The following is a 648-nucleotide window of genomic DNA, read 5'->3' as shown; positions in this document are numbered from 1 at the left end:
GCATCAAGGCCGCCGCGATGCTCGACCGAACGCAGCGCGTTGGCCGAAATGCGCAGGCGCACATTCTGGTTCAGCGCTTCCGAGATCAGCGTCACATTGACGAGATTGGGCAGGAAGCGACGCTTGGTCTTGTTGTTGGCGTGGCTCACATTGTTGCCGGATATGACTGCCTTGGCAGTGAGTTCGCAGGTGCGGGACATGGTTCTAAACCTTCAGTTCTCGGTCTGGCCAAACATTCGACCCGCGCCGGTTGGCGCGCGGTTTCGGTCAGGCGGCCTTATGGAAAAAGTTGGCGTTCCATAGTTGCATTTCGCCGATGCGTCAAGCTCCGGCTTGCGCACGGGTGTGACGACGCCTTTCACATAAAGGCCGGAATTCAGCCTATAAGCGGTCGCACAACGAGATGCCAGGCCGGAGTTGTCCGCTTCCGCTGAAAAATCGAGGATCGATCCCCGCCATGCTTCGTTCGTCTCTTGCTCTTCTTGCCTCGCTTGCCGTTGCACTGCCGACGGCAGCGTTTGCCGCTACGCCACAGTCCTTCAAGGGCGAGTATACGGTATCGATCCTCGGCCTCTCGGTGGCGAAAGCAACCTTTTCCAGCAGTTACGAAGGCGATACCTATTCGATCGACGGCAGCGTCTCCAGCGC

1 protein-coding gene and 1 pseudogene are annotated in these 648 nt (G+C 58.5%); one reads left to right on the top strand and one right to left on the bottom strand.

Annotated features, from left to right (window positions below; translation table 11 throughout):
• Positions 1 to 200: 50S ribosomal protein L28 (gene rpmB / locus EOA85_RS36700; protein ID WP_127212833.1), on the bottom strand; the 200-nt coding region annotated here is incomplete at its 3' end.
• Positions 201 to 457: 257 nt separating this feature from the next.
• Here rpmB and EOA85_RS36695 point away from each other — a divergent pair.
• Positions 458 to 648: pseudogene (locus EOA85_RS36695) on the top strand (DUF3108 domain-containing protein); the annotation flags it as partial.

The organism is Mesorhizobium sp. M5C.F.Ca.IN.020.29.1.1 (assembly GCF_003997375.1).
Lineage (GTDB): Bacteria > Pseudomonadota > Alphaproteobacteria > Rhizobiales > Rhizobiaceae > Mesorhizobium > Mesorhizobium wenxiniae.
The sequence above is the reverse complement of the archived record's forward strand: the minus strand, read 5'-3'. Positions and strand labels throughout refer to the sequence as shown.